Source organism: Mangrovibacter plantisponsor, from assembly GCF_003182475.1.
In the GTDB taxonomy this organism is placed as follows: Bacteria; Pseudomonadota; Gammaproteobacteria; order Enterobacterales; family Enterobacteriaceae; genus Mangrovibacter; species Mangrovibacter plantisponsor.
Genome location: NZ_QGTS01000027.1, coordinates 1 through 25835, shown reverse-complemented (window position 1 = coordinate 25835; position 25835 = coordinate 1). Strand labels below are relative to the sequence as shown.

Annotated in this window: 46 protein-coding genes; 40 read left to right on the top strand and 6 right to left on the bottom strand. The window is 48.4% G+C overall.

The window, feature by feature from the left end; all coding sequences use genetic code 11:
- The 34 genes from DES37_RS24800 to DES37_RS24635 form a co-directional block, all read left to right on the top strand.
- The coding region (locus tag DES37_RS24800; RefSeq protein WP_110028208.1) for an EF-Tu C-terminal domain-related protein at positions 1-276 on the top strand (276 nt) is incomplete at its 5' end.
- A gap of 217 nt (positions 277-493) precedes the next feature.
- Positions 494-688, top strand: a complete 195-nt coding sequence (gene bfd, locus DES37_RS24795; RefSeq protein ID WP_064597161.1) for a bacterioferritin-associated ferredoxin — start codon at positions 494-496, stop codon at positions 686-688.
- Between the two features lie 71 nt (positions 689-759).
- Positions 760-1236 carry a bacterioferritin gene (gene bfr, locus DES37_RS24790; protein WP_036112885.1) on the top strand — a complete coding sequence of 159 codons (477 nt, stop codon included), beginning with the start codon at positions 760-762 and terminating at the stop codon, positions 1234-1236.
- 314 nt (positions 1237-1550) lie between these two features.
- Positions 1551-1862 carry a 30S ribosomal protein S10 gene (rpsJ, locus tag DES37_RS24785; protein ID WP_001181005.1) on the top strand — a complete coding sequence of 104 codons (312 nt, stop codon included), beginning with the start codon at positions 1551-1553 and terminating at the stop codon, positions 1860-1862.
- A gap of 32 nt (positions 1863-1894) precedes the next feature.
- Entirely contained in the window at positions 1895-2524 is a 630-nt protein-coding gene (gene rplC / locus DES37_RS24780) for a 50S ribosomal protein L3 (RefSeq protein ID WP_051691463.1), read from the top strand.
- 10 nt (positions 2525-2534) lie between these two features.
- Entirely contained in the window at positions 2535-3140 is a 606-nt protein-coding gene (gene rplD, locus DES37_RS24775) for a 50S ribosomal protein L4 (RefSeq protein ID WP_036112876.1), read from the top strand.
- Positions 3137-3439, top strand: coding sequence for a 50S ribosomal protein L23 (gene rplW / locus DES37_RS24770; protein ID WP_036112874.1), 303 nt, complete (start codon positions 3137-3139; stop codon positions 3437-3439). The genes rplD and rplW overlap by 4 nt, the downstream gene beginning before the upstream one ends.
- Positions 3440-3458: 19 nt before the next feature.
- Positions 3459-4280 (top strand): 50S ribosomal protein L2, encoded by an 822-nt coding sequence (gene rplB, locus DES37_RS24765; protein WP_036112870.1) that lies wholly within the window; start codon positions 3459-3461, stop codon positions 4278-4280.
- A 16-nt stretch (positions 4281-4296) separates the two neighbouring features.
- The gene (gene rpsS / locus DES37_RS24760) at positions 4297-4575 is read left to right on the top strand and encodes a 30S ribosomal protein S19 (RefSeq protein WP_001138115.1); all 279 of its coding nucleotides are present in this window, start codon (positions 4297-4299) and stop codon (positions 4573-4575) included.
- A gap of 14 nt (positions 4576-4589) precedes the next feature.
- Positions 4590-4922: a 50S ribosomal protein L22 gene (rplV, locus tag DES37_RS24755; protein WP_000447529.1), complete on the top strand. Its 333-nt coding sequence runs from the start codon at positions 4590-4592 to the stop codon at positions 4920-4922.
- 17 nt (positions 4923-4939) lie between these two features.
- Positions 4940-5641 carry a 30S ribosomal protein S3 gene (gene rpsC, locus DES37_RS24750; RefSeq protein ID WP_036112857.1) on the top strand — a complete coding sequence of 234 codons (702 nt, stop codon included), beginning with the start codon at positions 4940-4942 and terminating at the stop codon, positions 5639-5641.
- A 12-nt stretch (positions 5642-5653) separates the two neighbouring features.
- A complete protein-coding gene (rplP, locus tag DES37_RS24745; RefSeq protein ID WP_036112855.1) occupies positions 5654-6064 on the top strand; it encodes a 50S ribosomal protein L16 in 411 nt (136 codons plus the stop codon).
- Positions 6064-6255, top strand: coding sequence for a 50S ribosomal protein L29 (rpmC, locus tag DES37_RS24740; protein ID WP_036112852.1), 192 nt, complete (start codon positions 6064-6066; stop codon positions 6253-6255). The genes rplP and rpmC overlap by 1 nt, the downstream gene beginning before the upstream one ends.
- Entirely contained in the window at positions 6255-6509 is a 255-nt protein-coding gene (gene rpsQ / locus DES37_RS24735) for a 30S ribosomal protein S17 (protein ID WP_000130100.1), read from the top strand. Before rpmC ends, rpsQ begins: the two co-directional genes overlap by 1 nt.
- Positions 6510-6671: 162 nt before the next feature.
- Entirely contained in the window at positions 6672-7043 is a 372-nt protein-coding gene (gene rplN / locus DES37_RS24730) for a 50S ribosomal protein L14 (protein WP_035344535.1), read from the top strand.
- 9 nt (positions 7044-7052) lie between these two features.
- Positions 7053-7367, top strand: a complete 315-nt coding sequence (rplX, locus tag DES37_RS24725; protein WP_036112842.1) for a 50S ribosomal protein L24 — start codon at positions 7053-7055, stop codon at positions 7365-7367.
- 14 nt (positions 7368-7381) lie between these two features.
- On the top strand, positions 7382-7921 hold the full coding sequence (rplE, locus tag DES37_RS24720; protein ID WP_036112840.1) for a 50S ribosomal protein L5: 540 nt from the start codon (positions 7382-7384) through the stop codon (positions 7919-7921).
- Between the two features lie 14 nt (positions 7922-7935).
- Positions 7936-8241, top strand: coding sequence for a 30S ribosomal protein S14 (gene rpsN / locus DES37_RS24715; protein WP_036112836.1), 306 nt, complete (start codon positions 7936-7938; stop codon positions 8239-8241).
- Positions 8242-8275: 34 nt separating this feature from the next.
- Entirely contained in the window at positions 8276-8668 is a 393-nt protein-coding gene (gene rpsH / locus DES37_RS24710; protein WP_036112832.1) for a 30S ribosomal protein S8, read from the top strand.
- 12 nt (positions 8669-8680) lie between these two features.
- Entirely contained in the window at positions 8681-9214 is a 534-nt protein-coding gene (gene rplF / locus DES37_RS24705; RefSeq protein WP_036112828.1) for a 50S ribosomal protein L6, read from the top strand.
- A gap of 9 nt (positions 9215-9223) precedes the next feature.
- Entirely contained in the window at positions 9224-9577 is a 354-nt protein-coding gene (gene rplR / locus DES37_RS24700; RefSeq protein ID WP_000358956.1) for a 50S ribosomal protein L18, read from the top strand.
- A gap of 14 nt (positions 9578-9591) precedes the next feature.
- The gene (rpsE, locus tag DES37_RS24695) at positions 9592-10092 is read left to right on the top strand and encodes a 30S ribosomal protein S5 (protein WP_017374144.1); all 501 of its coding nucleotides are present in this window, start codon (positions 9592-9594) and stop codon (positions 10090-10092) included.
- 6 nt (positions 10093-10098) lie between these two features.
- The gene (gene rpmD, locus DES37_RS24690) at positions 10099-10278 is read left to right on the top strand and encodes a 50S ribosomal protein L30 (protein ID WP_036112814.1); all 180 of its coding nucleotides are present in this window, start codon (positions 10099-10101) and stop codon (positions 10276-10278) included.
- A gap of 3 nt (positions 10279-10281) precedes the next feature.
- Positions 10282-10716 carry a 50S ribosomal protein L15 gene (gene rplO, locus DES37_RS24685; protein WP_036112811.1) on the top strand — a complete coding sequence of 145 codons (435 nt, stop codon included), beginning with the start codon at positions 10282-10284 and terminating at the stop codon, positions 10714-10716.
- A 7-nt stretch (positions 10717-10723) separates the two neighbouring features.
- Positions 10724-12055, top strand: coding sequence for a preprotein translocase subunit SecY (secY, locus tag DES37_RS24680; protein ID WP_036112808.1), 1332 nt, complete (start codon positions 10724-10726; stop codon positions 12053-12055).
- A 30-nt stretch (positions 12056-12085) separates the two neighbouring features.
- Positions 12086-12202: a 50S ribosomal protein L36 gene (rpmJ, locus tag DES37_RS24675; RefSeq protein ID WP_015960705.1), complete on the top strand. Its 117-nt coding sequence runs from the start codon at positions 12086-12088 to the stop codon at positions 12200-12202.
- Between the two features lie 147 nt (positions 12203-12349).
- Positions 12350-12706 carry a 30S ribosomal protein S13 gene (rpsM, locus tag DES37_RS24670; protein WP_036112799.1) on the top strand — a complete coding sequence of 119 codons (357 nt, stop codon included), beginning with the start codon at positions 12350-12352 and terminating at the stop codon, positions 12704-12706.
- Between the two features lie 16 nt (positions 12707-12722).
- Positions 12723-13112 carry a 30S ribosomal protein S11 gene (rpsK, locus tag DES37_RS24665; protein ID WP_001029684.1) on the top strand — a complete coding sequence of 130 codons (390 nt, stop codon included), beginning with the start codon at positions 12723-12725 and terminating at the stop codon, positions 13110-13112.
- Between the two features lie 32 nt (positions 13113-13144).
- The gene (gene rpsD, locus DES37_RS24660) at positions 13145-13765 is read left to right on the top strand and encodes a 30S ribosomal protein S4 (protein WP_036112787.1); all 621 of its coding nucleotides are present in this window, start codon (positions 13145-13147) and stop codon (positions 13763-13765) included.
- Between the two features lie 25 nt (positions 13766-13790).
- Positions 13791-14780, top strand: coding sequence for a DNA-directed RNA polymerase subunit alpha (locus DES37_RS24655; RefSeq protein WP_036112784.1), 990 nt, complete (start codon positions 13791-13793; stop codon positions 14778-14780).
- Positions 14781-14820: 40 nt separating this feature from the next.
- Positions 14821-15207, top strand: coding sequence for a 50S ribosomal protein L17 (gene rplQ, locus DES37_RS24650; RefSeq protein ID WP_036112778.1), 387 nt, complete (start codon positions 14821-14823; stop codon positions 15205-15207).
- Between the two features lie 110 nt (positions 15208-15317).
- Entirely contained in the window at positions 15318-15689 is a 372-nt protein-coding gene (locus DES37_RS24645) for a DnaJ family domain-containing protein (protein WP_110028215.1), read from the top strand.
- A gap of 2 nt (positions 15690-15691) precedes the next feature.
- Positions 15692-16120 (top strand): Zn(2+)-responsive transcriptional regulator, encoded by a 429-nt coding sequence (zntR, locus tag DES37_RS24640; RefSeq protein WP_036112761.1) that lies wholly within the window; start codon positions 15692-15694, stop codon positions 16118-16120.
- Complete coding sequence (locus DES37_RS24635) at positions 16117-16362, top strand: alternative ribosome-rescue factor A (RefSeq protein ID WP_036112758.1); 246 nt, start codon at positions 16117-16119, stop codon at positions 16360-16362. Before zntR ends, DES37_RS24635 begins: the two co-directional genes overlap by 4 nt.
- Here the strand turns inward: DES37_RS24635 and mscL are convergent.
- The 5 genes from mscL to def all read right to left on the bottom strand — a co-directional run bounded on the left by mscL (position 16334) and on the right by def (position 21135).
- Positions 16334-16747: a large-conductance mechanosensitive channel protein MscL gene (gene mscL / locus DES37_RS24630; RefSeq protein WP_110028214.1), complete on the bottom strand. Its 414-nt coding sequence runs from the start codon at positions 16745-16747 to the stop codon at positions 16334-16336. The two genes, DES37_RS24635 and mscL, sit on opposite strands and share 29 nt — an antisense overlap.
- 123 nt (positions 16748-16870) lie before the next feature.
- Positions 16871-18247 (bottom strand): Trk system potassium transporter TrkA, encoded by a 1377-nt coding sequence (trkA, locus tag DES37_RS24625; RefSeq protein WP_036112752.1) that lies wholly within the window; start codon positions 18245-18247, stop codon positions 16871-16873.
- Positions 18248-18287: 40 nt separating this feature from the next.
- Complete coding sequence (gene rsmB / locus DES37_RS24620) at positions 18288-19580, bottom strand: 16S rRNA (cytosine(967)-C(5))-methyltransferase RsmB (RefSeq protein WP_110028213.1); 1293 nt, start codon at positions 19578-19580, stop codon at positions 18288-18290.
- 73 nt (positions 19581-19653) lie between these two features.
- The gene (gene fmt / locus DES37_RS24615) at positions 19654-20601 is read right to left on the bottom strand and encodes a methionyl-tRNA formyltransferase (RefSeq protein WP_036112745.1); all 948 of its coding nucleotides are present in this window, start codon (positions 20599-20601) and stop codon (positions 19654-19656) included.
- Positions 20602-20622: 21 nt separating this feature from the next.
- The gene (gene def, locus DES37_RS24610) at positions 20623-21135 is read right to left on the bottom strand and encodes a peptide deformylase (RefSeq protein WP_110028212.1); all 513 of its coding nucleotides are present in this window, start codon (positions 21133-21135) and stop codon (positions 20623-20625) included.
- A gap of 121 nt (positions 21136-21256) precedes the next feature.
- Between def and dprA the strand changes: the two genes are divergently transcribed.
- From dprA to DES37_RS24580, 6 genes are read left to right on the top strand one after another with little or no spacing between them, the layout of a single operon-like run.
- Positions 21257-22378, top strand: coding sequence for a DNA-protecting protein DprA (dprA, locus tag DES37_RS24605; RefSeq protein WP_036112895.1), 1122 nt, complete (start codon positions 21257-21259; stop codon positions 22376-22378).
- Entirely contained in the window at positions 22350-22823 is a 474-nt protein-coding gene (gene smg, locus DES37_RS24600) for a DUF494 family protein Smg (protein WP_036112740.1), read from the top strand. The genes dprA and smg overlap by 29 nt, the downstream gene beginning before the upstream one ends.
- A 23-nt stretch (positions 22824-22846) precedes the next feature.
- Positions 22847-23401, top strand: a complete 555-nt coding sequence (locus DES37_RS24595; protein WP_036112735.1) for a DNA topoisomerase family protein — start codon at positions 22847-22849, stop codon at positions 23399-23401.
- Positions 23394-23966, top strand: a complete 573-nt coding sequence (gene tsaC / locus DES37_RS24590; protein WP_036112733.1) for an L-threonylcarbamoyladenylate synthase type 1 TsaC — start codon at positions 23394-23396, stop codon at positions 23964-23966. The genes DES37_RS24595 and tsaC overlap by 8 nt, the downstream gene beginning before the upstream one ends.
- A gap of 2 nt (positions 23967-23968) precedes the next feature.
- On the top strand, positions 23969-24787 hold the full coding sequence (gene aroE, locus DES37_RS24585; RefSeq protein ID WP_036112730.1) for a shikimate dehydrogenase: 819 nt from the start codon (positions 23969-23971) through the stop codon (positions 24785-24787).
- On the top strand, positions 24784-25041 hold the full coding sequence (locus DES37_RS24580) for a DUF1488 family protein (protein ID WP_036112728.1): 258 nt from the start codon (positions 24784-24786) through the stop codon (positions 25039-25041). Before aroE ends, DES37_RS24580 begins: the two co-directional genes overlap by 4 nt.
- Here the strand turns inward: DES37_RS24580 and DES37_RS24575 are convergent.
- Complete coding sequence (locus DES37_RS24575; RefSeq protein ID WP_110028211.1) at positions 25017-25571, bottom strand: gamma carbonic anhydrase family protein; 555 nt, start codon at positions 25569-25571, stop codon at positions 25017-25019. The two genes, DES37_RS24580 and DES37_RS24575, sit on opposite strands and share 25 nt — an antisense overlap.
- Between the last annotated feature and the right edge of the window lie 264 nt (positions 25572-25835).

Below are 25835 nucleotides of genomic sequence, written 5' to 3'. Positions count from 1 at the left end.
AAATTCGAATCTGAAGTATACGTTCTGAGCAAAGATGAAGGCGGCCGTCATACTCCGTTCTTCAAAGGCTACCGTCCTCAGTTCTACTTCCGTACTACTGACGTAACTGGCTCCATCGAACTGCCGGAAGGCGTAGAAATGGTAATGCCGGGCGACAACATTCAGATGGTTGTTACCCTGATTCACCCGATCGCAATGGACGAAGGTCTGCGCTTCGCAATCCGTGAAGGCGGCCGTACCGTTGGCGCGGGCGTTGTTGCTAAAGTTCTGGGCTAATTAGTCTTCGAACTAAAAAAAGGGCGCTTCGGCGTCCTTTTTTATTGAACAAATTCTTATGTCTGCCCTTCTCCTTGTGATACCTGTACTCTGCTGTTATTTCGCAAAGCCGAACCTGAATGCTTTAACTGCATCATAGTGATCTTTTTACGAATCGCCTATTGTAATCATAACCATTCTCAATTAGAATTTGATCGTTATTTGTACTGGAGTGGTTATGTACATTTGTCTGTGTAACGGCGTTAGTGATAAAGCTATTCGCCAGGCGGTACGCCAGTTTCATCCGCAATCTTTTCAGCAGTTGCGTAAGTTTGTTCCTGTTGGTAACCAGTGTGGTAAGTGCATCAGGGCCGCAAGGGAAATCATGCAGGAAGAACTGATCCAGATACCAGAGTTTAAAGAAACGGCATAATTAGTGCGCTTTTTTTGACTTACTCTGCTACCCATCTACGCTTTTAAGTAGTGGAAGCGGAGAGAGTGACTATGAAAGGTGATGCTAAGATAATAACCCATCTCAATAAACTATTGGGAAATGAGCTTGTTGCAATAAACCAGTACTTTTTACACGCCAGAATGTTCAAAAACTGGGGCCTGACCAGGCTCAATGATATTGAGTATCATGAGTCTATTGATGAAATGAAGCATGCAGATAAGTATATCGAGCGTATTTTGTTTCTTGAAGGAATCCCTAATCTGCAGGACCTCGGCAAACTTCACATCGGGGAAGATGTTGAAGAGATGCTTCGTTCGGATCTCAATCTTGAAATGGAAGGGGCGAAGAATCTTCGTGAAGCAATTGCTTATGCAGATTCGGTTCATGACTATGTTACCAGGGATATGCTTATCGAGATTTTGTCGGATGAAGAAAACCATATCGACTGGCTGGAAACTGAGTTGGATTTGATTGGTAAAATTGGTCTGCAAAATTATCTCCAGTCTCAACTTAAAGAACAAGCCTGACACTTCCCCCCAGCGGAGGCGATACCTGAGTCTCCGTTTTATCTACCTTCCTGTTTCGCCTTACTATCAATGAACAACAGTTCGCGCAATATCTATGACTAATTAATAAACAAAGCTTGCCTGAGGCGCAGATTTGCGTATAATGCGCAGGCTCGCTAATAGTAGCGAGTGGCTCGACAGAGCCTGTGCAGCTTTGCTGCCTGAACAATGCTTCCAATTGGGAAGCTATGTAAAGAAGATTACACTCTCCCGTCAATCGTAATGGGCCTGAGTAGTAGTCATTTTCGTCTATAAATAATTGGAGCTCTGGTCTCATGCAGAACCAAAGAATCCGTATCCGCCTGAAAGCGTTTGATCATCGTCTGATCGATCAATCAACCGCGGAAATCGTTGAGACTGCTAAGCGCACTGGTGCGCAAGTTCGTGGTCCAATCCCGCTGCCGACCCGCAAAGAGCGCTTTACCGTTCTGATCTCCCCGCACGTTAACAAAGACGCGCGTGATCAGTACGAAATTCGCACTCACAAGCGTCTGGTTGACATCGTTGAGCCAACCGAGAAAACCGTTGATGCTCTGATGCGTCTGGATCTGGCTGCCGGTGTAGACGTGCAGATCAGCCTGGGTTAATCAGGTCATTGAACGATTGAGAGGTTGAAACAATGATTGGTTTAGTCGGTAAAAAAGTGGGCATGACTCGCATCTTCACTGAAGAAGGCGTTTCTATCCCAGTAACCGTAATCGAAGTTGAAGCTAACCGCGTTACCCAGGTTAAAGATCTGGACAACGATGGTTACCGCGCAATCCAGGTTACCACTGGTGTTAAAAAAGCAAACCGCGTCACCAAACCTGAAGCGGGTCACTTTGCGAAAGCTGGTGTTGAAGCTGGTCGTGGTCTGTGGGAATTCCGTCTGGCTGAAGGCGAAGAATTCGCTGTTGGTCAGAACATCAGTGTTGAAGTTTTCGCTGACGTTAAAAAAGTAGACGTAACTGGTACCTCTAAAGGTAAAGGTTTCGCCGGTACTGTTAAACGTTGGAACTTCCGCACTCAGGATGCTACCCACGGTAACTCCTTGTCTCACCGCGTTCCGGGTTCTATCGGTCAGAACCAGACTCCGGGCAAAGTGTTCAAAGGCAAGAAAATGGCAGGTCAGCTGGGTAATGAACGTGTAACTGTTCAGAGCCTGGACGTAGTACGTGTTGACGCTGAGCGCAACCTGCTGCTGGTTAAAGGTGCGGTTCCCGGTGCAACCGGTAGCGACCTGATCGTTAAACCAGCTGTGAAGGCGTAAGGGGATAGCAATGGAATTAGTACTGAAAGACGCGCAGAGCGCGCTGACTGTTTCCGAAACTACCTTCGGTCGTGATTTTAACGAAGCGCTGGTACACCAGGTTGTTGTTGCTTATGCAGCAGGTGCCCGTCAAGGTACTCGTGCTCAGAAGACTCGTGCTGAAGTAACTGGCTCCGGTAAAAAACCGTGGCGTCAGAAAGGTACTGGCCGTGCACGTTCTGGTTCCATCAAGAGCCCAATTTGGCGCTCCGGTGGTGTGACCTTTGCTGCTCGTCCGCAGGACCACAGTCAAAAAGTTAACAAAAAGATGTACCGCGGCGCGCTGAAAAGCATTCTGTCCGAGCTGGTACGTCAGGATCGTCTGATCGTTGTCGAATCATTCTCTGTAGAAGCGCCTAAAACTAAGCTGCTTGCTCAGAAACTGAAAGATATGGCTCTGGAAGATGTGCTGATCATCACCGGTGAACTGGATGAAAATCTGTTCCTGGCTGCACGCAACCTGCACAAGGTTGACGTACGTGATGCTAATGGCATTGATCCGGTTAGCCTGATCGCCTTCGACAAAGTCGTAATGACTGCTGATGCTGTTAAGCAAGTTGAGGAGATGCTGGCATGATTCGTGAAGAACGTTTGCTGAAAGTGCTGAACGCACCGCACGTTTCTGAAAAAGCGTCTGCTGCGATGGAAAAAAACAACACCATCGTTCTCAAAGTTGCTAAAGACGCGACCAAAGCAGAAATCAAAGCTGCTGTGCAGAAACTGTTTGAAGTCGAAGTTAATGACGTACGTACCCTGGTTGTTAAAGGGAAAGTAAAACGTCATGGACAGCGTATCGGTCGTCGTAGCGACTGGAAAAAAGCTTACGTCACCCTGAAAGAAGGCCAGAACCTGGACTTCATCGGCGGCGCTGAGTAAGTCGGAGGAGTAAAGAACAATGGCAATTGTTAAGTGTAAACCGACATCTCCGGGTCGTCGCCACGTAGTTAAAGTGGTTAACCCAGAGTTGCACAAGGGCAAACCTTTTGCTCCGTTGCTGGAAAAAAACAGCAAATCCGGTGGCCGTAACAACAATGGCCGCATCACTACGCGTCACATTGGTGGTGGTCATAAGCAGGCTTATCGTATTGTTGACTTCAAACGCAACAAAGACGGTATCCCGGCAGTTGTTGAACGTCTTGAGTACGATCCGAACCGTTCTGCGAATATCGCACTGGTTCTGTACAAAGATGGCGAACGCCGTTACATCCTGGCCCCTAAAGGCCTGAAAGCTGGCGACCAGATTCAATCTGGCGTTGATGCTGCAATCAAAGCGGGTAACACCCTGCCGATGCGCAATATCCCGGTTGGTTCTACTGTTCATAACGTAGAAATGAAACCAGGTAAAGGCGGTCAGCTGGCGCGTTCTGCTGGTACTTACGTTCAGATCGTTGCTCGTGATGGTGCTTATGTCACCCTGCGTCTGCGTTCTGGTGAAATGCGTAAAGTTGAAGCAGAGTGCCGCGCTACTCTGGGCGAAGTTGGCAATGCTGAGCATATGCTGCGCGTTCTGGGTAAAGCTGGTGCTGCTCGCTGGCGTGGTGTTCGTCCTACCGTTCGCGGTACCGCGATGAACCCGGTAGATCACCCACATGGTGGTGGTGAAGGTCGTAACTTTGGTAAGCACCCGGTTTCCCCGTGGGGCATTCAGACCAAAGGTAAAAAGACCCGCAGCAACAAGCGTACTGATAAATTCATCGTACGTCGCCGTAGCAAATAATTTTAGAGGATAAGCCATGCCACGTTCTCTCAAGAAAGGTCCTTTTATTGACCTGCACTTGCTGAAGAAGGTAGAGAAAGCGGTGGAAAGCGGTGACAAGAAGCCCCTGCGCACTTGGTCCCGTCGTTCAACGATCTTTCCAAACATGATCGGTTTGACCATCGCTGTCCATAATGGTCGTCAGCACGTTCCAGTTTTTGTTTCCGACGAAATGGTTGGTCACAAACTGGGTGAATTCGCACCGACTCGTACTTATCGCGGCCATGCTGCTGATAAAAAAGCGAAGAAGAAATAAGGTAGGAGGAAGAGATGGAAACTATCGCTAAACATCGCCATGCTCGTTCTTCTGCTCAGAAGGTTCGCCTTGTTGCTGACCTGATTCGCGGTAAGAAAGTGTCGCAGGCTCTGGATATTCTGACCTACACCAATAAGAAAGCGGCTGTACTGGTCAAGAAAGTTCTGGAATCTGCCATTGCTAACGCTGAACACAACGATGGCGCTGATATTGACGATCTGAAAGTTACGAAAATTTTCGTAGATGAAGGCCCGAGCATGAAGCGCATTATGCCGCGTGCAAAAGGTCGTGCAGATCGCATCCTGAAGCGCACCAGCCACATCACTGTGGTTGTGTCCGATCGCTGAGACTCTGGAGACTAGCAATGGGTCAGAAAGTACATCCTAATGGTATTCGCCTGGGTATTGTCAAACCATGGAACTCTACCTGGTTCGCGAACACCAAAGAATTCGCTGACAACCTGGACAGCGACTTTAAAGTACGTCAGTTCCTGACTAAAGAACTGGCTAAGGCGTCTGTATCTCGTATCGTTATCGAACGTCCGGCTAAAAGCATTCGTGTAACCATTCACACTGCTCGCCCGGGTATCGTTATCGGTAAAAAAGGTGAAGACGTTGAGAAACTGCGCAAGGCCGTAGCAGACATTGCTGGCGTTCCTGCTCAGATCAATATCGCAGAAGTTCGTAAGCCTGAACTGGACGCAAAACTGGTTGCTGACAGCATCACTTCTCAGCTGGAACGTCGTGTTATGTTCCGTCGTGCTATGAAGCGTGCTGTACAGAACGCAATGCGTCTGGGCGCTAAAGGTATCAAAGTTGAAGTTAGTGGCCGTCTGGGTGGCGCTGAGATCGCACGTACCGAATGGTACCGTGAAGGTCGTGTACCGCTGCACACTCTGCGTGCTGACATTGACTACAACACCTCTGAAGCGCACACCACTTATGGTGTTATTGGCGTGAAAGTGTGGATCTTCAAAGGTGAGATCCTGGGTGGTATGGCTGCTGTTGAACAACCGGAAAAACCGGCTGCTCAACCTAAAAAGCAGCAGCGTAAAGGCCGTAAATAAGGAGCGTCGCTGATGTTACAACCAAAGCGTACAAAATTCCGTAAAGTGCACAAAGGCCGTAACCGTGGTCTGGCTGCAGGTACGGATGTGAGCTTCGGCACTTACGGTCTGAAAGCTGTTGGCCGTGGTCGTCTGACTGCACGTCAGATCGAAGCAGCACGTCGTGCAATGACCCGTGCAGTTAAGCGTCAGGGTAAGATCTGGATCCGTGTATTCCCGGACAAACCGATCACCGAGAAGCCGCTGGAAGTTCGTATGGGTAAAGGTAAAGGTAACGTGGAGTATTGGGTTGCCTTGATTCAGCCGGGTAAAGTCCTGTATGAAATGGACGGTGTTCCGGAAGAGCTGGCCCGTGAAGCATTCAGCCTGGCAGCAGCGAAACTGCCGATCAAAACCACCTTTGTAACTAAGACGGTGATGTAATGAAAGCAAAAGAGCTGCGTGAAAAGAGTGTTGAAGAGCTGAACACCGAGCTGCTTAACCTGCTGCGTGAGCAGTTTAACCTGCGTATGCAGGCTGCAAGTGGCCAGCTGCAACAGACTCACCTGTTGAAGCAAGTGCGTCATAATGTCGCACGCGTTAAGACTTTACTGACTGAGAAGGCGGGTGCGTAATGACCGATAAAATCCGTACTCTGCAAGGTCGTGTTGTTAGCGATAAAATGGAGAAATCCATTGTTGTTGCTATCGAGCGTTTTGTGAAACACCCGATCTACGGTAAATTCATCAAGCGTACGACTAAATTGCACGTACATGACGAGAACAACGAATGTGGAATCGGTGACGTGGTTGAAATCCGCGAATGCCGTCCGCTGTCCAAGACCAAATCCTGGACTCTGGTTCGCGTCGTAGAGAAAGCGGTTCTGTAATAGAGTTCGCATTCTCAAATCGATAAACGGCTCAGAAATGGGCCGTTTATTTTTTCTACCCATATCCGATAAGCGGTGTTATAATGCCGCGCCCTCGTTTATGGGGCGTTTATGAACGACCTGATATCAGGTCTCAGTAGTTGACATTAGCGGAGCACTGAAATGATCCAAGAACAGACTATGCTGAACGTCGCCGACAACTCTGGCGCGCGTCGCGTAATGTGTATCAAGGTTCTGGGTGGCTCGCACCGTCGCTACGCAGGCGTAGGCGACATCATCAAAATTACCATCAAAGAAGCAATTCCGCGTGGTAAGGTCAAAAAAGGTGATGTGCTGAAGGCGGTAGTGGTGCGCACCAGGAAGGGTGTTCGTCGCCCTGACGGTTCTGTCGTTCGCTTCGATGGCAATGCTTGTGTTCTTCTGAACAACAACAGCGAACAGCCAATCGGTACGCGTATTTTTGGGCCGGTTACTCGTGAACTTCGTTCTGAGAAGTTTATGAAAATCATCTCTCTGGCACCAGAAGTACTCTAAGGAGCAAACATGGCAGCGAAAATCCGTCGTGATGACGAAGTTATCGTGCTGGCCGGCAAAGATAAAGGCAAGCGTGGTAAAGTTAAGAGTGTCCTGTCTTCTGGTAAGGTCATTGTTGAAGGTATCAACCTGGTGAAAAAACATCAGAAGCCGGTTCCGGCTCTGAACCAGGCGGGTGGCATCGTTGAAAAAGAAGCTGCAATTCAGGTTTCTAACGTTGCAATCTTCAATACGGCAACCGGTAAGGCTGACCGTGTAGGCTTTAGATTTGAAGAGGGCAAAAAAGTCCGTTTCTTTAAATCTAATGGCGAAACTATCAAGTAATTTGGAGTAGTACGATGGCGAAACTGCATGATTACTACAAAGACGAAGTAGTTACCAAACTGATGACTCAGTTTAACTACAATTCTGTCATGCAAGTCCCTCGGGTCGAGAAGATCACCCTGAACATGGGTGTTGGTGAAGCGATCGCTGACAAGAAACTGCTGGATAATGCAGCAGCGGATCTGGCAGCAATCTCCGGTCAAAAACCGTTGATCACCAAAGCACGCAAATCAGTTGCAGGCTTCAAAATCCGTCAGGGCTATCCGATCGGCTGTAAAGTAACTCTGCGTGGCGAACGCATGTGGGAGTTCTTTGAGCGCCTGATCACTATTGCTGTACCACGTATTCGTGACTTCCGCGGTCTTTCCGCTAAGTCTTTCGATGGTCGTGGCAACTACAGCATGGGTGTCCGTGAGCAGATCATCTTCCCGGAAATCGACTATGACAAAGTCGATCGCGTTCGTGGTTTGGATATTACCATTACCACTACTGCGAAAACCGATGATGAAGGCCGTGCTCTGCTGGCTGCCTTTGACTTCCCGTTCCGCAAGTAAGGTAGGGTTACTTCATGGCTAAGCAATCAATGAAAGCACGCGAAGTAAAACGCGTAGCTTTGGCTGAAAAATTCTTCGCTAAACGCGCTGAACTGAAAGCGATCATTTCTGATGTGAACGCTTCTGACGAAGATCGTTGGGATGCTGTTCTCAAGCTGCAGAGTCTGCCGCGTGATTCCAGCCCGTCTCGTCAGCGTAACCGCTGCCGTCAAACTGGTCGTCCGCATGGTTTCCTGCGGAAATTCGGGTTGAGCCGTATTAAGGTCCGTGAAGCCGCTATGCGCGGTGAAATCCCGGGTCTGAAAAAGGCTAGCTGGTAATTGTCACCAATTTGAATCACGGGAGTAGAGACAGATGAGCATGCAAGATCCGATCGCGGATATGCTGACCCGTATCCGTAACGGTCAGGCCGCGAACAAAGTTGCGGTCACCATGCCTTCCTCCAAGCTGAAAGTGGCAATTGCCCATGTGCTTAAGGAAGAAGGTTATATCGAAGATTATAAAATTGAAGGCGACATCAAGCCTGAACTGGAAGTTTCTCTGAAATATTTCCAGGGCAAGGCTGTGGTAGAGAGCATTCAGCGAGTCAGCCGTCCAGGTCTGCGCATCTATAAGAAAAAAGATGAGCTGCCGAAAGTTATGGCTGGGCTGGGTATTGCTGTCGTTTCTACCTCTAAAGGTGTTATGACTGATCGTGCAGCGCGCCAGGCTGGTCTTGGTGGCGAAATTATCTGCTACGTAGCCTAATCGGAGGAAAAAATGTCTCGTGTTGCTAAAGCACCGGTCGTTATTCCTGCCGGCGTTGATGTAAAAATCAACGGTCAGGTTATTACGATCAAAGGTAAAAACGGCGAGCTGACTCGTTCTATCAACGATGCTGTTGAAGTTAAACATGCGGACAATGCACTGACTTTCGCCCCGCGCGAAGGTTTTGCAGATGGCTGGGCCCAATCGGGTACAGCTCGTGCGCTGCTGAACTCCATGGTTATCGGTGTTACCGAAGGCTTCACTAAGAAGCTTCAGCTGGTTGGTGTAGGTTACCGTGCAGCGGTTAAAGGGAATGTTCTGAGCCTGTCTTTAGGCTTTTCTCACCCTGTTGACCATGAACTGCCGGCTGGCGTCATTGCAGAATGTCCGTCACAGACTGAAATCGTGCTGAAAGGCGCTGATAAACAAGTGATTGGCCAGGTTGCTGCTGATGTGCGCGCCTACCGTCGTCCTGAGCCTTATAAAGGCAAGGGTGTCCGTTACGCCGACGAAGTCGTGCGTACCAAAGAGGCTAAGAAGAAGTAAGGTAACACTATGGATAAGAAATCTGCTCGTATCCGTCGTGCGACCCGCGCACGTCGCAAGCTCAAAGAGCTTGGTGCGACCCGCCTGGTGGTACATCGTACCCCGCGTCATATTTACGCACAGGTAATCGCGCCGAACGGTTCTGAAGTTCTGGTAGCTGCTTCTACTGTAGAAAAAGCTATTGCTGAGCAACTGAAGTACACCGGTAACAAAGATGCCGCCGCTGCAGTAGGTAAAGCTGTTGCAGAACGCGCTCTGGAAAAAGGAATTAAAGATGTTTCCTTTGACCGCTCCGGGTTCCAATATCATGGTCGTGTCCAGGCACTGGCAGATGCTGCCCGTGAAGCTGGCCTTCAGTTCTAAGGTAGAGGTGTAAGATGGCTCACATCGAAAAACAAGCTGGCGAACTGCAGGAAAAGCTGATCGCGGTAAACCGCGTATCTAAAACTGTAAAAGGTGGCCGTATTTTTAGCTTCACCGCTCTGACTGTAGTGGGTGATGGCAATGGTCGCGTTGGTTTTGGTTACGGTAAAGCGCGTGAAGTTCCAGCAGCGATCCAGAAAGCGATGGAAAAAGCCCGTCGCAACATGATTAACGTCGCGCTGAACAGCGGTACCCTGCAGCACCCAGTTAAAGGTGTGCACACAGGTTCTCGTGTGTTCATGCAGCCGGCTTCAGAAGGTACTGGTATCATCGCAGGTGGTGCTATGCGTGCTGTTCTGGAAGTCGCTGGGGTTCATAACGTTCTGGCGAAAGCATATGGTTCCACCAACCCGATCAACGTGGTTCGTGCTACCATTGATGGCCTGGAAAATATGAAATCTCCAGAAATGGTCGCTGCCAAGCGTGGTAAATCCGTTGAAGAAATTCTGGGGTAATTGACCATGGCAAAGACTATTAAAATCACTCAAACCCGCAGTGCAATCGGTCGTCTGCCGAAACACAAGGCAACGCTGCTTGGCCTGGGTCTGCGTCGTATTGGTCACACTGTTGAGCGTGAAGATACGCCAGCGGTGCGTGGTATGATCAACGCGATTTCCTTCATGGTTAAAGTTGAGGAGTAAGAGATGCGTTTAAATACTCTGTCTCCAGCCGAAGGGTCTAAGCACGCGCCGAAACGCCTGGGTCGTGGTATCGGCTCTGGTCTGGGTAAAACCGGTGGCCGCGGCCACAAAGGTCAGAAATCACGTTCTGGTGGTGGTGTACGTCGTGGGTTCGAAGGTGGTCAGATGCCGTTGTATCGTCGTCTGCCTAAATTCGGTTTCACCTCTCGCAAAGCTATGGTCACTGCGGAAATCCGTCTGTCTGACCTGGCTAATGTTGAAGGCGACGTAGTTGACCTGAACACGCTGAAAGCAGCAAACATTATCGGTATTCAGATTGAATTCGCGAAAGTGATTCTGTCTGGTGAGGTAGCTCGCCCGGTAACTGTTCGCGGTCTGCGTGTTACTAAAGGCGCACGAGCTGCTATCGAAGCTGCTGGCGGTAAAATCGAGGAATAAGTAGCAGATGGCAAAACAACCGGGATTAGATTTTCAAAGTGCTAAAGGTGGGCTTGGCGAGCTAAAACGCAGACTGTTGTTTGTTATTGGTGCGCTGATTGTTTTCCGCATTGGCTCTTTTATTCCGATCCCTGGTATTGATGCCACTGTTCTTGCCAAATTGCTCGAGCAACAGCGGGGCACCATCATTGAAATGTTTAACATGTTCTCTGGTGGTGCTCTGAGCCGAGCTTCCATCTTCGCGCTGGGTATTATGCCGTATATTTCGGCTTCAATTATTATCCAGTTGCTGACGGTCGTTCATCCGGCGTTGGCTGAATTGAAGAAGGAAGGGGAGTCTGGACGTCGTAAGATTAGCCAGTACACCCGTATCGGTACGTTGGTGTTGGCAGTATTTCAGTCAATCGGTATTGCTACCGGTTTACCGAATATGCCGGGAATGACTGGTCTGGTGATTAATCCAGGCATGGCATTCTATTTCACTGCTGTTGTTAGCCTGGTCACCGGGACAATGTTCCTGATGTGGTTAGGCGAACAGATTACGGAACGAGGTATTGGTAACGGTATCTCGATCATAATCTTTGCTGGTATTGTTGCAGGCCTTCCGCCTGCTATTGCACATACCATCGAGCAAGCGCGGCAAGGCGACCTGCACTTCCTCCTGTTGCTGTTGGTTGCAGTATTAGTATTTGCTGTCACCTTCTTTGTTGTGTTTGTTGAACGTGGTCAACGCAGAATTGTGGTAAACTACGCGAAACGCCAACAAGGTCGTCGTGTCTATGCTGCACAGAGCACACATTTGCCGCTGAAAGTGAATATGGCTGGTGTAATCCCGGCTATCTTTGCTTCCAGTATTATTCTGTTCCCGGCAACCATAACTTCATGGTTCGGGGGCGGTACTGGTTGGAACTGGCTGACAACAATTTCGCTGTACTTGCAGCCTGGGCAACCGCTTTATGTGTTACTCTATGCGTCTGCAATCATCTTCTTCTGTTTCTTTTATACTGCGTTGGTTTTCAACCCGCGTGAAACAGCAGATAACCTGAAGAAGTCCGGTGCATTTGTACCAGGAATTCGTCCGGGAGAACAAACGGCGAAGTATATTGATAAAGTAATGACCCGCCTGACTTTGGTCGGTGCGCTGTATATTACTTTTATTTGCCTGATCCCGGAGTTCATGCGTGATGCGATGAAAGTGCCGTTCTACTTCGGTGGAACCTCACTGTTAATCGTCGTTGTTGTCATCATGGACTTTATGGCTCAAGTGCAAACTCTGATGATGTCCAGTCAGTATGAGTCTGCATTGAAAAAAGCGAACCTGAAAGGTTATGGCCGTTAATGGTCGCTTGAGAAGTTACGGAGAGTAAAAATGAAAGTTCGTGCTTCCGTCAAGAAATTATGCCGTAACTGCAAAATCGTTAAGCGCGAAGGTGTTATTCGTGTGATTTGCAGTGCCGAACCGAAACATAAACAGCGTCAAGGCTGATTATTTTCGCATATTTTTCTTGCAAAGTTGGGTTGAGCTGGCTAGATTAGCCAGCCAATCTTTTGTATGTCTGTGCGTATTCATTTGAGTATCCTGAAAACGGGCTTTTCAGTATGGTACGCACACATGAAATTATAGGAGTGCATAGTGGCCCGTATAGCAGGCATTAACATTCCTGATCAAAAACACGCTGTAATCGCATTAACGTCGATTTATGGTGTCGGCAAGACTCGTTCCAAAGCCATCTGTGCTGCGGCGGGTATCGCTGAAGATGTTAAGATCAGTGAGCTGTCTGAAGAACAAATCGACACGTTGCGTGACGAAGTTGCCAAATTTGTCGTTGAAGGTGATCTGCGCCGCGAAATCAGCATGAGCATCAAGCGTCTTATGGACCTTGGTTGCTATCGCGGTCTGCGTCATCGTCGTGGTCTGCCGGTTCGCGGTCAGCGTACCAAGACCAACGCCCGTACCCGTAAGGGTCCGCGCAAACCGATCAAGAAATAATCGGGGTGATTGAATAATGGCAAAGGCACCAATTCGTGCACGTAAACGTGTAAGAAAACAAGTCTCTGATGGCGTGGCTCATATCCATGCTTCTTTCAACAACACCATCGTTACTATCACTGATCGTCAGGGTAACGCACTGGGTTGGGCAACTGCCGGTGGTTCCGGTTTCCGTGGTTCTCGTAAATCCACTCCTTTCGCCGCTCAGGTTGCAGCTGAACGTTGCGCTGATGCAGTGAAAGAGTACGGAATTAAGAATCTGGAAGTTATGGTTAAGGGACCGGGTCCGGGTCGCGAATCTACTATTCGTGCTCTGAACGCCGCTGGTTTCCGCATCACTAATATTACTGATGTGACTCCGATCCCTCACAACGGTTGTCGTCCGCCGAAAAAACGTCGCGTATAACGCACCGTTTTTAGGAATGTTGGAGAAAGAAAATGGCAAGATATTTGGGTCCTAAGCTCAAGCTGAGCCGTCGTGAGGGCACAGACCTGTTCCTTAAGTCTGGTGTTCGCGCGATCGATACCAAGTGTAAAATTGAACAAGCTCCTGGTCAGCATGGTGCGCGTAAGCCGCGTCTGTCTGACTATGGTGTGCAGTTGCGTGAAAAACAAAAAGTTCGCCGTATCTATGGTGTTCTGGAACGTCAATTCCGTAACTACTACAAAGAAGCAGCACGTCTGAAAGGCAACACCGGTGAAAACCTGTTGGCTCTGCTGGAAGGTCGTCTTGACAACGTTGTCTACCGTATGGGCTTTGGCGCTACTCGTGCGGAAGCACGTCAGTTGGTAAGCCATAAAGCTATCATGGTTAACGGTCGTGTTGTTAATATCGCTTCTTATCAGGTGAGTCCGAACGATGTTGTTAGCGTTCGTGAGAAAGCGAAAAAGCAGTCTCGCGTGAAAGCCGCTCTGGAGCTGGCTGAGCAGCGTGAAAAGCCAACCTGGCTGGAAGTTGATGCTGGCAAGATGGAAGGTGTGTTCAAGCGTAAGCCTGAGCGTTCTGATCTGTCTGCGGACATTAACGAACACCTGATCGTCGAGCTTTACTCCAAGTAAAGCTTAGTACCAAAGAGAGGACACAATGCAGGGTTCTGTGACAGAGTTTCTTAAACCGCGCCTGGTCGATATCGAGCAAATGAGTTCGACGCACGCCAAGGTGACCCTTGAGCCGTTAGAGCGTGGCTTTGGCCATACTTTAGGTAACGCACTGCGCCGTATTCTGCTTTCATCGATGCCGGGTTGCGCGGTGACCGAGGTTGAGATTGATGGTGTACTGCATGAGTACAGCACCAAAGAAGGCGTACAGGAAGATATCCTGGAAATCCTGCTCAACCTGAAAGGGCTGGCGGTGAAAGTTCAGGGCAAAGATGAAGTTATTCTTACCCTGAATAAATCTGGCATTGGCCCTGTGATCGCAGCAGACATCACCCATGATGGTGATGTTGAAATCGTCAAGCCGCAGCATGTGATTTGCCACCTGACCGATGACAACGCATCTATTAATATGCGTATCAAAGTTCAACGTGGTCGTGGTTACGTGCCGGCCTCTGCCCGAATTCATTCGGAAGAAGATGAGCGCCCAATCGGCCGTCTGCTGGTCGATGCTTGCTACAGCCCTGTAGAGCGTATTGCCTACAATGTTGAAGCAGCTCGTGTTGAGCAGCGTACCGACTTGGATAAGCTGGTTATCGAAATGGAAACTAACGGCACAATCGATCCTGAAGAGGCGATTCGTCGTGCGGCTACCATCCTGGCTGAACAACTTGAAGCCTTTGTTGACTTGCGTGACGTACGTCAGCCGGAAGTTAAAGAAGAGAAGCCAGAATTCGATCCGATCTTGCTGCGCCCTGTTGACGATCTGGAATTGACTGTCCGCTCTGCTAACTGCCTCAAGGCAGAAGCTATCCACTACATCGGTGATCTGGTACAACGTACCGAGGTTGAGTTGCTGAAAACGCCGAACCTTGGTAAAAAATCTCTTACAGAGATTAAAGACGTGCTGGCTTCCCGTGGTCTGTCTCTGGGCATGCGCCTGGAAAACTGGCCACCAGCAAGCATTGCTGATGAGTAACCGGATCACAGGTTAAGGTTTTACTGAGAAGGATAAGGTCATGCGCCATCGTAAGAGTGGTCGTCAACTGAACCGCAACAGCAGCCATCGCCAGGCAATGTTCCGCAACATGGCTGGTTCACTGGTTCGTCATGAAATCATCAAGACGACCCTGCCAAAAGCGAAAGAGCTGCGTCGCGTAGTTGAGCCGCTGATTACTCTTGCCAAGACCGACAGCGTAGCTAATCGTCGTCTGGCATTCGCCCGCACTCGTGATAACGAGATCGTGGCAAAACTGTTTAATGAACTTGGTCCGCGTTTCGCGAGCCGTGCAGGTGGTTACACTCGTATTCTCAAGTGTGGCTTCCGTGCTGGTGATAATGCTCCGATGGCTTACATCGAGCTGGTTGATCGCGCTGAGTCTCAAGCAGAAGCTGCTGCAGAGTAATTTGCAGTAACGTAAAAAAGCCGGGCTTGCCCGGTTTTTTTATATCCAAAATTCAGACCTTGATCTAGAATTCAACCTTTCTTTGTTCATTTAATCACCGGGGTATTGATATGTGGTTAATTGACCAATGGGCTGAGAGGCACATTCTTGAAGCACAGAAAAAGGGTGATTTGGACAACCTCCCTGGTGAAGGACAACCTTTGGTGCTGGATGATGACTCTTTTGTACCCGAGTCCTTGCGTGCGGGTTATCGTCTCTTAAAAAATGCGGGATGCCTTCCACCTGAGCTTGAGCAGCGTAGGGAAGCACTTGAGCTCCATGAGTTACTTCAGGGTATCAAAGAGACTGAGCCTGAATTCCAGGAGGTAAGCCAGCGTGTTGCATTGCTGGAACTTAAATTACGCCAGGCTGGTTTAAGTACTGATTTTCTTCATGGTTCCTATGGACTGTTAGTCAGAGAACGCTTTTCTGAGGACAACTAGCTATGTATCGTATAGGTGAAATTGCACGTTTAGCTGATGTTACGCCTGATACTATCCGTTATTACGAAAAGCAGAACATGATGGATCATGAAGTACGCACGGAAGGTGGTTTTCGGTTATATAGCGAAAATGATTTGCAGCGCCTGCGTTTTATTCGCTACGCAAGGCAACTTGGTTTTACTCTGGATTCAATCCGTGAATTACTCTCCATTCGGATTGACCCGGAACATCATACTTGCCGCGAGTCGAAGCAGATTGTGCAGAACCGGCTCACGGAAGTCGAATCCAGAATCGCCGAGCTTGAAGTAATGAGGCAGTCGTTAAAACGACTGGACGACGTTTGCTGTGGCACCGCTCACAGCAGTGTGTACTGTTCAATTCTTGAAGCACTGGAACAGGGTGCAACAAAAATCCAACCGGAGAAAATATGAGTCACTATCAACATAAAAAAGGGAACATCAGAGATAATGCTTTGGAGGCCTTGCTTCATGATCCGTTATTTCGCCAACGTGTTGAGCGGAACAAGAAAGGAAAAGGTAGCTATTCTCGCAAAGCTAAATATGGGAAAAATAGCGGGCAGGAGGCCAGCAGTAAACAAGTAGATGCTTTTTTACTCCTGGCCTTCTTCGTACTAACCGCGACAGTTATGCATCTTTACTATTCTGGGCTTTAAGCAGATCACGGATTTCAGTCAGTAACACCTCTTCTGTGGAAGGCGCTGGCGGAGCTTTTGGTGCTTCTTTTTTCTGGTACAATTTATTCATCATCTTAACTACCATGAAGATGGCAAATGCTACGATGATAAAGTCAAAAATGTTCTGAATAAAAACACCATAGTGCATGACCACTGCCGGTATATCGCTTTCGGCCGGGCGCAATGTCACTGCAAACTGCTTAAAGTCAATTCCCCCGATCAACAACCCTAGCGGTGGCATAATGATATCGGCAACCAGCGACGAAACTATTTTCCCGAAAGCCGCGCCGATCACTACCCCAACAGCCAGGTCAATGACATTTCCACGCATCGCAAAAGCCCGAAACTCTTTGAATATACTCATACATTCTCCTTAAACAACACAACCCCAACCGGGCAATAGCGTTTTAGATGCCACTGGCCCAAATAAAGATAAGTAAATAGATTATATACAAAGAATTAACAGGGCGGATAACCGCCCCTGTATTCAGAGGAAAAATGGACTGGGCTGGAAGAGACGTTCTACGTCGCTGACATATTTTTTATCTGTCAGGAACATAATGACGTGATCCCCTTGTTCAATACGCAAATCATTGTTAGCTATCATTACATCATTACCGCGTACGACAGCACCAATAATGGTACCAGGTGGTAATTTTATTTCATCAATGACACGGCCAACGACTCTTGATGTACTTTCATCCCCATGTGCGACAGCCTCAATCGCTTCAGCAACTCCTCGTCTGAGTGAGGAAACTCCAACAATATCAGCTTTGCGTACATGGCTGAGTAGTGCAGAGATTGTTGCCTGCTGTGGAGATATTGCTATATCGATAACGCTGCCCTGAACCAGATCGACATAGGCTCTGCGCTGGATCAGTACCATTACTTTTTTGGCACCCATACGCTTTGCCAGCATTGCGGACATGATGTTTGCTTCATCATCATTGGTGACAGCAATGAACAGATCAACCTGATCAATATGCTCTTCTTGCAGCAGTTCCTGATCAGATGCGTCGCCGTAAAATACAATGGTATTTTGTAATTTCTCGGCCAACTCTGAGGCACGTTTCTGATCACGTTCGATCAACTTAACGCTATATTCTTTCTCCAGCCGTTTCGCTAAACCTGCCCCAATATTACCACCACCCACCAACATAATTCGTTTATAGGGTTTTTCCAGCCGCTGTAACTCGCTCATCACTGCACGGATGTGCTGCGAAGCCGCAATAAAAAAGACTTCATCACCTGCTTCGATAATGGTGGAGCCCTGAGGGCGAATAGGCCTGTCATGGCGGAATATTGCAGCTACCCGGGTATCTATGTGCGGCATATGTTCACGCATCGTAGAGAGCGCGTTACCTACAAGTGGGCCACCGTAATAGGCTTTGACGACCCCGAGGCTAACCTTGCCCTCGGCAAAGTTAACGACCTGAAGAGCCCCAGGATACTCAATCAGACGATAAATACTATCAATCACCAATTGTTCCGGGGCAATTAAGTGGTCAATTGGTACTGCGTCGGGTGTGAATAGCTTTTGTGCATCACGGACATAATCTGATGCCCGTATGCGCGCAATACGGTTTGGAGTATTAAATAACGAATAAGCAATCTGGCAGGCAACCATATTCGTTTCATCTGAACTGGTTACTGCGACCAGCATATCCGCATCATCAGCGCCTGCTTCTCGCAGTACTCTGGGATGCGAACCTGGCCCCTGCACAACGCGCAGGTCAAATTTATCTTGCAGACTACGTAACCTGTCGCCATTGGTATCCACGACAGTGATATCGTTATTTTCACCTACTAAGTTTTCTGCAAGGGTGCCTCCAACCTGACCTGCACCCAAAATGATAATTTTCATCAGTATTGTTTCTTCAGTTGTGCCTGGCAGGCTTGATTCATCATGACGCTTTGATTAGCTTAGCGTAAAAGAATCCATCTCCTTCATCTGGCCCTGGAAAATTTTGTTTTCCTGGCTCATCTGGCGTTCCTGTATCAACAAGTTTTGCATCAGCAAAGCTATGCAAAAACTGTTTAATTTGCTGGCTATTTTCCTCTGGCATAATGGAGCATGTTGCATATAACAGAGTGCCTCCTGGTTTTAAAAGGGGCCAGACAGCATTAAGAATCTCTCTCTGTAATTTTGCTAAGTCTTCTATATCGTTATTGCGCCGCAACCATTTTATATCTGGGTGGCGCCGTATTACTCCCGTTGCTGAGCAGGGCGCATCCAGCAAGATGCGATCAAACTGCCTGCCAGAACACCATTGCTCGGGATAGCGCCCATCGCCTGATTTGACTTCAGCCTTCATACCCAGACGTTTCAGGTTTTCATAAACCCGGCTAAGGCGCTTTTTGTCGATATCAACAGCCAAAACCTTAGCCTCAGGAGCGGCTTCCAGGATGTGAGTTGTTTTCCCTCCCGGGGCCGCACATAAATCCAGAATATCCTCGCCATTCTGCGGATTCAGCAACGCCACGCAACCCTGAGCTGATGCATCCTGTACGGTAACCCAACCGTCAGCGAAGCCGGGTAGCACAGCAACTGGTACTGGTGTTTCCAGCCTGATGGCATCAGGGTAGTTATGGTGAGTAAACCCATTCATACCTGCTTTTTGGAGTAGTTCAAGCCACGCATCACGCTGATGAAAGCGACGGTTTACCCGTAGCCACATCGGTGGGCGGTGGTTATTTGCTTCAACAATGCTTTCCCACTGCTGCGGCCAGGCCTGACGCAGACGGTTAAGCAGCCACTCAGGATGCCAGTAACGGGCTTCATGCTGCTGTAGTTCCGCCATCAGGCTATCACTCTGGCGTTGGAATTGCCGTAATACGCCGTTAATGACCCCTTTAAACTGTTGTCGTTTAAGTACACTCGCACCCTCAACTGTCTCAGCGAGTGCGGCATGTGCGGGGATCCGGGTGTGAATTAACTGGTAAAGACCAACGGCGATCAGATAATGGATGACTTTATGCTTGCCTTGCAACGGGCGGGACATCAACTGGCTGATCAGCCACTCCAGTTCTGGCAATGTACGCAGGGTACCAAAGCACAGTTCTTGTAAGAGTGATTTGTCTTTGTCAGAAACACGTTCCTGAAGCGGTGGCAGAACATCACTAAGTGACAATTTCTGCTCCATAACCTGGTCTATTGCCTGTGCTGCCAGGCTGCGTAAGTTTTGAGATCGTTTCATTGCTACAGTCTGGTTTTCCAGCCGTCAGAAATAAAAAGGCCCGGACAAGTCCGGGCTGTGAATAAGATGCTTATCAGGCAAGGGTAGTCCCTGGGGTGAACCATTCTTTCCTTGAATTGAGAATATCCTGGGCCGACATCGGTTTTTTACCGGCGGGCTGCAATATCTCTATGTTCAGAATGCCTTGCTGTGTAGCAACCTGAATACCGTGTTTATCTGCTGCAACGACAGTCCCGGGGTGTTCATTAACCTGAGTCTCAATGACTGATGCCTGCCAGACTTTTACCGGTTGTTCATCAATCATTAAAAAACTTACAGGCCAGGGATTAAATGCACGAATGCAGCGCTCAAGTTGGGCTGCCGGTAATGACCAGTCAAGCCGGGCTTCTTCTTTACTGAGCTTTTCAGCGTAGGTAACCAGGGCTTCGTCTTGTTTTTCTGGTGTAATACCCGACACGGCCAACTGATCAAGCGTGTATAACAGCCCATCAGGTCCAATGGCAGCAAGCTTGTCATACAAGGTGGCGCTGGTGTCTTCGGAAGTAATCGGACAGGCTATCTTGTGCAGCATATCGCCGGTATCAAGACCTTTATCCATTTGCATGATGGTTACGCCAGTCTGCTCATCTCCGGCCCATAATGCGCGCTGAATCGGCGCAGCGCCACGCCAGCGAGGAAGCAGGGAACCATGTACATTAATGCAGCCCAAACGAGGCATGGATAATACAGCTGCTGGTAGCAGCAGGCCATAAGCAACCACGACCATCACATCTGCATTACACTGGGCAACTAATGCCTGGTTTTCCTGTGGACGCAGGCTGGCTGGTTGATAGACAGGGATCTCATGCTCCTGAGCCAGTGTTTTTACTGGGCCTGCCATTAGTTTTTTCCCGCGCCCGGCAGGGCGATCGGGTTGTGTAAAAACAGCAACCACTTCATGCTCTGAAGCTATCAGCGCATCCAGATGGCGTGCTGCGAAATCAGGTGTTCCGGCGAAAATAATACGAAGAGAATTTGCCACGTGGTTTTTAGCTCCGTGCGGTTACGCTTCGCGCGCACTCAGTCTTGACATTTTTTCAAGCTTCTGACGAATACGTTGGCGTTTCAGTGGGGACAGGTAATCAACAAATAATTTGCCTACCAGGTGATCCATTTCATGTTGAATACAAATGGCAAGCAGACCATCTGTTTCCAGCTCAAAGGCCTGGCCGTCACGGTTTAATGCACGCACTTTGACTGTTTCAGCACGAGGAACCAAAGCCCGTTGCTCGGGAATAGAAAGACAGCCTTCTTCAATTCCGGTATCACCACTTTTTTCCAGTAGTTCAGGGTTAATCAGAACTAACTGTTCATCGCGGTTTTCCGAAACATCAATGACAATGATACGCTGATGAATATCTACTTGTGTTGCAGCCAGGCCAATGCCTTCTTCTGCGTACATGGTCTCGAACATATCATCGACGATACGCTGAATTTCTGCATTAACCTCTTTGACCGGTTCAGCGATAGTGCGAAGTCGCTCGTCCGGGAAATGTAAAACCTGCAATACTGACATATTTATCCAGAGCTGTGTTCAAAAGTTAAACGGATACTTCCCTCCTATTCTAGACATTTCCGAGCCCGATTGACAGTATCCCTCGTCAATCACAGAAATTGCTGAGGTTGCAGGAATGAGTTTGTCGGAAACGGAAATCTGGCTGCGATTAATGAATGTTTCGTCAGTGTATGGCGATATCGCGCATATGCTCTTTTGTCAGTTACGGGAAACCCCTTCCTGTACTCCTGCAATATTGCGCTCTGTCGGTTGTAGTGAAACCCAAATAAAACAGTTTTTTTCTCCCACTGCACAGCAAGTCACTCAGGCGCTGAACTGGCTTGATATCGAACATCATCATCTGTTGACCATCGCGGATGCAATGTACCCTACGCCATTAAAAGCCATTAATGATTTTCCGGTTGCGCTATTTGTTAAAGGCGATTTGTCGGTACTGAATACACCACAATTAGCTATAGTCGGAAGCCGCAGCCTTTCCTGGTACGGAGAGCATTGGTGCCGGCAATTTGCTTCATCTCTTGCCGAACGGCTAACAATTACCAGTGGGCTTGCGATTGGTATTGATGGCGTGGCGCATAATGCAGCACTTGAGGCAGGCGGAAAAACCGTTGCTGTTTTAGGGAATGGTTTAAATACAATCTACCCGCCTCGCCATCGTTCACTGGCAAAAGATATTCAGTCAAATGGGGGCGCGATTGTTTCTGAGTTTCCTTTATGGATCACGCCTAAGCCCGCTAATTTCCCGCGGCGTAATCGAATTATTAGTGGGTTAAGTTACGGGGTTTTGGTGATTGAAGCGACGCTGAAAAGTGGTTCGTTGATTACAGCGCGTTGTGCGCTTGAACATGGGCGAGATGTTTTTGCGTTACCGGGCCCGTTAAGTAATCCAGGCAGTGAGGGTCCACACTGGTTGATTCAACAGGGTGCACAGCTGGTTTCTCAACCAGGCGATATTATTGATTCACTCGGTGAAACTGTCAGCGTATTAGCAAAACAGGCGTTGAAGTTAAATAATTCAGTGGATCATGCCATCCCTCCATTGCCATTTCCTGAGCTGTTGGCTAACGTAGGAGATGAGGTAACACCTGTTGACGTCGTCGCTGAACGTGCCGGCCAACCTGTGCCAGTGACCGTAGTCCAATTACTTGAGCTGGAGTTAGCAGGGTGGATCGCAGCTGTACCCGGCGGCTATGTCCGATTGAGGAGGGCATGCCATGTTCGACGTACTAATTTATCTGTTTGAAACATATATCCAGAATCAGGCTGAAGTTCAGGTTGATCAGGATAAATTAACCCGTGATTTAGCTGATGTAGGGTTTGATCGCGACGATATCTACAATGCATTATCCTGGCTGGAAAAACTGGCGGATTACCAGGATGGGTTAGTTGAGCCAATGCAGTTGGCGTCCGACCCTTTGTCTATGCGCATTTTCACGGATGAAGAAAGCCAGCGCCTGGATTCCAGTTGCCGGGGGTTCTTGCTGTTCCTGGAACAAATACAGGTGCTAAACCTCGAGACACGTGAAATGGTGATTGAGCGTGTTATGGCGTTGGATACAAGTGAGTTTGACCTTGAAGACCTGAAATGGGTCGTGTTGATGGTGTTGTTCAATCTGCCTGGTTGTGAAAACGCTTATCAACAGATGGAAGAACTTCTTTTTGAGGTAAATGAAGGTATGCTTCACTGATTATTCAGTGAAGTGTAAGTGATATGGCAAAAGATGCACTCTTTTCAGTGCCTGAACAGTCGCCCTGCCCGAAGTGTGGGGCGCCGTTATTAATTCGTACCGGGAAGCATGGACCGTTTCTCGGTTGTTCTCAGTACCCAGGTTGTGACTACCTGCGTCCTTTAAAACCCTCATCAGATGGGCATATCGTTAAGGTGCTTGAAGGGCAACAGTGCCCTGTATGCCAGTCAGTCCTGGTGTTACGCCAGGGGCGTTTTGGAATGTTCATTGGTTGTAGCCAATACCCGGAATGTGGGCATACTGAACTTATCGATAAGCCTGATAATACGGCTATTTCTTGCCCTCAATGCAAGCAGGGGCACCTGGTGCAGCGGCGTTCTCGTTATGGGAAAACATTTCATGCCTGTAACCGCTTCCCCGAGTGCCAGTTTGCTGTAAATTTTACGCCTGTAGCAGGGGTGTGTGAGGAATGCCATTACCCCTTGTTAATTGAGAAGAAAACGGCACAAGGCGTTAAACGCTTCTGTGCCAGTAAACAATGTGGAAAGCCGGTAACGGTAGATAAAGAAAGTGAATAACAACCTGCAAAATAACGCGCTGAACGATATCGTTCGCGTTTTAGAAGAAGAAAATGTCATCGCCTACCCCACTGAAGCTGTATTTGGTGTGGGGTGTGATCCTGATAGTGAAACCGCGGTGATGCGCTTATTGGCGTTGAAGCAACGTCCTATTGATAAGGGGTTAATTCTTATCGCTGCAAATTTTGAACAATTACGCCCTTATATTGATGAATCTTCTCTGAGCCCTGAACAGCTCCAAAGTGTATTTGCGTGCTGGCCAGGTCCGGTCACTTTTGTCTTTCCTGCGAAACCGGATACACCCATATGGTTAACAGGGCGCTTTGATTCATTAGCTGTGCGTGTCACTAATCATCCGCTGGTAGTAGATTTATGTCTCGCTTTCGGTAAACCGTTAGTTTCGACAAGTGCTAATTTGAGTGGGTTACCGCCGTGCCGTACCACTGAAGAAGTTCGTGCTCAATTTGGTGATGGCTTTCCTGTGGTTGATGGCTTAACAGGTGGAAGGCAAAATCCATCTGAAATCAGAGACGCATTAACTGGTAAACTCTTTCGGCAAGGATAATTATGGAAACATTCGCTGTCTTTGGTAACCCTATTGCGCATAGCAAATCCCCTCAAATACATGCCTGGTTCTCTGAAGAAACGGGGATTGTTCACCCTTATGGGTATGTTCTGGCTCCCGTTGATGGTTTTAAAGAATCTATTGGCGCTTTTTTTGCGAATGGGGGAAGGGGGGCGAATGTTACGGTGCCGTTTAAAGAACAGGCGTTTGAGTTTGCTGACACACTAACGCAAAGAGCAACATTGGCCGGGGCAGTGAATACGCTAAAACTGTTGGACGATGGACAGGTGCTGGGTGATAACACGGATGGTGTTGGGCTTGTCAGTGACTTACAACGGTTGGGGTTTTTGCCTTCCGGAGCACGTATTTTGTTGCTGGGTGCAGGAGGGGCGTCCAGAGGCGTCATTCTGCCCTTGTTAGCACAAACATGCGATATTGTAATTGCCAACCGGACGTTTAATAAAGCTCAGTCATTGGCCGCGCATTTCTCCACTTACGGAAATGTGAGTGCCTGTGAGTATTCTGCGCTGGATGGTAAAGTTTTTGACCTCATTATCAATGCAACTTCCAGCGGCATCAGCGGCGATATTCCTCCGCTCCCGGTTTCACTACTGCATCATAATATCAGTTGTTATGACATGTTTTATCAGGCCGGGCCTACGCCTTTTTTAATGTGGGCAATGCAGCACCATGTTCAGCAACTTGCAGATGGGTTGGGTATGCTGGTTGGCCAGGCTGCTCATTCATTTATGCTTTGGCATGGTGTTTTACCAGAAACAGTCCCGGTGATTGAAAAGCTAAAACGAGTGTTGAGTGCATGAACCAGTCGATTCAGTTCCCGGACAGAGAGGAATGGCATGTTGAGCATCAGGCTGTTGTTTTTCCTGCGCTGGTGGGTGGTATGCAGGTCTTTTGCGCTATCAGCAAGCTGGTTTTAGCACAACGGTTTGGTGAGCATACTGCTGAAGAATACCTGAATCTATTCAGATCCCATCGCTGGGATCTGGAGGAAGAGGCTGAAGTATTGATCAATGCGCAACAGGAAGATGCTCAAGGTTGGTACTGGTTATCCTGAGCCAGGTACTCTGCTTTCCATTTTACATAGTTATCTGCAGAGTATTTCAGGCTTTGGATTTCGTCTGCAGATAGTGGGCGCACTTGTTTAGCAGGGCTTCCAATATATAAAAATCCGCTTGCCAGTTTTTTCCCGGGTGGCACCAGGCTACCAGCACCAATCATGACATCATTACCAATTTCAGCACCATCAAGCAGGATGGAACCCATACCGACTAATACTCTGTCACCTATTTTACATCCGTGAAGCATTGCCTTGTGACCAATAGTTACGTCTTGCCCAATGATTAACGGGTAGCCTTCAGGGTGTGAAGGTGATTTATGCGTGACATGTAAGACACTTCCGTCCTGGACATTTGTCCTGTCACCAATAGCAACGTAATTGACATCCCCGCGGATAGCGACAAGCGGCCAGATGCTGACATCATCTCCCAGTCTTACATCACCAATAAGCACACTGGAGGGATCGACCATGACCTGGCGCCCGGCTGAAGGATATAAATTCTGGTATTGACGGAAAACCTGGGGCATAGCTACCTCAATTCAATAGTCTGAAAGGTTAACTTTGACGATCAGAAAGGGAAATTCAAGGTGAAATGTACATAAAACAAACGTTGAAGTGCATGAATTCAGCAAAAAGGTTGAAAAACCCACACTTAGAAAAAAAGATCGAAAAAAGGCTTGTGCATCTGAGCGGGATCCCTATAATGCGCCTCCATCGACACGGCGGCACGCTTCACTGAGTGCAGTAAGCCGGGAAGATAAAGAGAAAAAATCCTGAAAAATTGGGTTGAC